General features: G+C 72.1%; 3 protein-coding genes. 1 reads left to right on the top strand and 2 read right to left on the bottom strand.

Translation table 11 applies throughout. From position 1 onward, the window contains the following. Window positions 1-76 precede the first annotated feature (76 nt). Window positions 77-2,026 (top strand): LodA/GoxA family CTQ-dependent oxidase, encoded by a 1,950-nt coding sequence (locus HC022_RS23825; protein ID WP_167454053.1) that lies wholly within the window; start codon window positions 77-79, stop codon window positions 2,024-2,026. On the opposite strand, the gene HC022_RS23820 is transcribed toward HC022_RS23825, so the two are convergent. Further along, complete coding sequence (locus tag HC022_RS23820) at window positions 2,014-2,220, bottom strand: hypothetical protein (protein ID WP_167454052.1); 207 nt, start codon at window positions 2,218-2,220, stop codon at window positions 2,014-2,016. The two genes, HC022_RS23825 and HC022_RS23820, sit on opposite strands and share 13 nt — an antisense overlap. After that, window positions 2,210-2,577: hypothetical protein (locus HC022_RS23815; RefSeq protein WP_217704098.1), on the bottom strand; the 368-nt coding region annotated here is incomplete at its 5' end. The genes HC022_RS23820 and HC022_RS23815, both read right to left, overlap by 11 nt.

Here is a 2,577-nt window from a genome sequence, read left to right as displayed (position 1 = left end):
CTGCGGCGCGCACCCGACCAGAGTCCAAGCCCGCCGCCATCACCATCCATGACCCCGTCAGAAGGAGGAGCCTGACATGCCCGGACCCATCGTACGCGCCGCCATCCACCCCGGCCTCGGGATCGCCCGTATGGGCAATGCACGGGAGTATTACGTCGGGCCTCAGGTGATGTCGCCCGCCCCCGCGGCGCCCGGCAGCTCTCATGCAGATGGCCTGCTGAAGCGCGAGGCGGCGGAGTTCCGCATCTACGGCTATGACGGCGAAGGCAACGTGGTGGCCGAACTGACCCCCGCCAACGCCGAGATCACCTGGACCGCGCATCTCGCCGCCCGCAAGGCCAGCTGGTACAAGCTGCGCGCCGCCATGGACCTGCCCGCGGCGGCGGATTTCTCGCTCGAGCGGCGCAACCCGGACTACCCGGCGGACCAGCGCTCCGACCTGACCATCGACCCGGGGCCGCACTCGGTCACGGGCGCGGGTGCCGAGCAGGAGCTGCACGGCACCTTCACCTACCAGGGCCAGTCCGCCGACGCGATGATCGGCGAGCTGCACACCGATGCCACGGGGCGGCTGCGCGTGTTGAGCGGGCTCGGCGTCTCGGGCTCTCCGACCGGGCTGCCGGTCTATGTCCCCTCCGAGACGGACGCCTTCGGCAACGCCACCGGCTGGTACGACGAGGCCTGCGACGGGCCGGTGACCGCGAGCGTCCGCATCGACGGCAACACCGTGCCCTGCGAGGGCGCCTGGGTGGTGATCGCGCCGCCGAACTACGCCCGCGACCTGATCGGCTGGCGTACCATGCTGGACCTGCTGACCGAGCTCTGGGAAGAGGCCGGCTGGACGCCGCCCGCGGCCGAGGTCTCGTTCACCCGCGACATCTACCCGTTGCTCGAGCGCATGACCGCGCATCAATGGGTGAACCAGGGCTTTGCAGCCTATTTCGGCGCAGGCGGTCCGATGGATTTCCACGATCCCGCGCTGATCGACCGGCTGGCCCGGAAGCACGGCGCGGCGGATGTCTACCGCGGCCTGCGGCGCGACATCTTCAACGCCTTCCGCCCGGTCTCGGGCGACGGCGTGGCGCTTCGCAGCTGGCCATGGCTCTACGGCGATGCCTTCGGGACCTTCCCGCCGTCGCTGCCGGCCAACGGCCTGCCGCTCTGGCCCGCGGCGGCGGCGCGGATGCAGAAATGGGTGGCCGGCGACTTCACCGAGGATTGGGGACAGGTCGCGCCCGGGCCCGACAGCATCGACGCGGTGGCGCTGGCCGACCAGCCCTCGACGCTCGACCGCGCGGCGCTGCACTTCTGCCTCGCCGACGCGTTCCACCCGGGTATCGAGGTGACGTGGCCCCTGCGCCATATCTCGATCTGGGAGAAGCCCTTCCGCATCCGTGCCCGCCCCGCCAACGACCCCGAGCCCGATTACGGCGCCATGCTCACCAGCGCACGCGCGCTCGGGCCCGACGGGCCGCTGAACGCGCAGGTGCCCGGCGGGCTGACGCGCTGGATGGCGCTGCCGTGGCAGGCGGATACCGCGAGTTGCCGGTCAGGCTACAACCGCGGCTACGATCCGAACCTGCCGACCTTCTGGCCGGTGCGGGTGCCGAACCACGTGCTGACCGCCGAGAATTACGCGCGGGTCATGGACGGCACGCTCGACGAAGCGACCCGCCAGCAGGCCTTTGCCGAGCGGCGCAACTGGTACGTCCCGCTGCAGAAATACGGGCCCGACGAGATGACCTCGATGGTGTCGCATTTCGGCGAAAGGGGCGTGATCGAACGTCGTCCGGGCCCCGACGCCCTGCCGGGCGTGCCCTCCGAGCTGTATGTCGAGGTCCTCGGTGCCGCGACCGCCGGTCTGAAGCTGCGGGGCGTCGCGGCGATGGCGGGCCTCGCGCGCGAGGCACCCGACACGCCCGAGGATCGCGCCGCGCAGGAGGCCGGTTGGCAGAGCCACGCGCAGCGCGAGTTCTTCCGCATGGCGCGCATGGGCCACACGCTGGCCGGCACCTACGACGACTGACGCGGCGTCCAGAACGGGCCGCCAAAGCGCTGCTCGGCGGCGTAGACGTCGCTGAGTTCGGCAAGGTAGGCGGCAAAGCGGTCGCGGCGGCGCTCGGCTAGGGCGTCGGGCGCAAGCGCCCGGTCTCCCACGGTCTCGCGGATGTCGAGCAGCGCCTTGGTCATGCCCGCGGAGGCCAGCGGATCAAACGCCATGGCCGCGTCGCCGATGGCGGCCCAGCCGGGACCGAAACTCGGCTCGGTGACCTGGCTCCCCGCCGCCATGGCGCGGAAGCCCTCGGGCCGGTGCGCAGAGCCCGCCCGCGAGGCGGCTCTCGGAGATGCGCTCCAACGCCAGCGCCCTGCGCGCGGCGGCGCCTCTGGGCAGCGCGGCGGCAGGGGTCAGGAAAACAGTGACCAGCCGCTCCCCCGACAGCGGCGCGGCGTAGCACCAGCCGTCCGGCAGGCTCTCGGAGCGCAGCGCGGCGTCCTCGGTGGGCGCCCCGGACCAGAACAACGCCAGCGCGGTGAGATCGTCGCTCCGTGTCACCCGGGCCCCGAGCGCCCGCGCCA

It is taken from the genome of Salipiger sp. HF18, assembly GCF_011806505.1.
In the GTDB taxonomy this organism is placed as follows: Bacteria; Pseudomonadota; Alphaproteobacteria; order Rhodobacterales; family Rhodobacteraceae; genus Salipiger; species Salipiger thiooxidans.
This window is presented reverse-complemented; position numbering and strand designations above follow the sequence as displayed.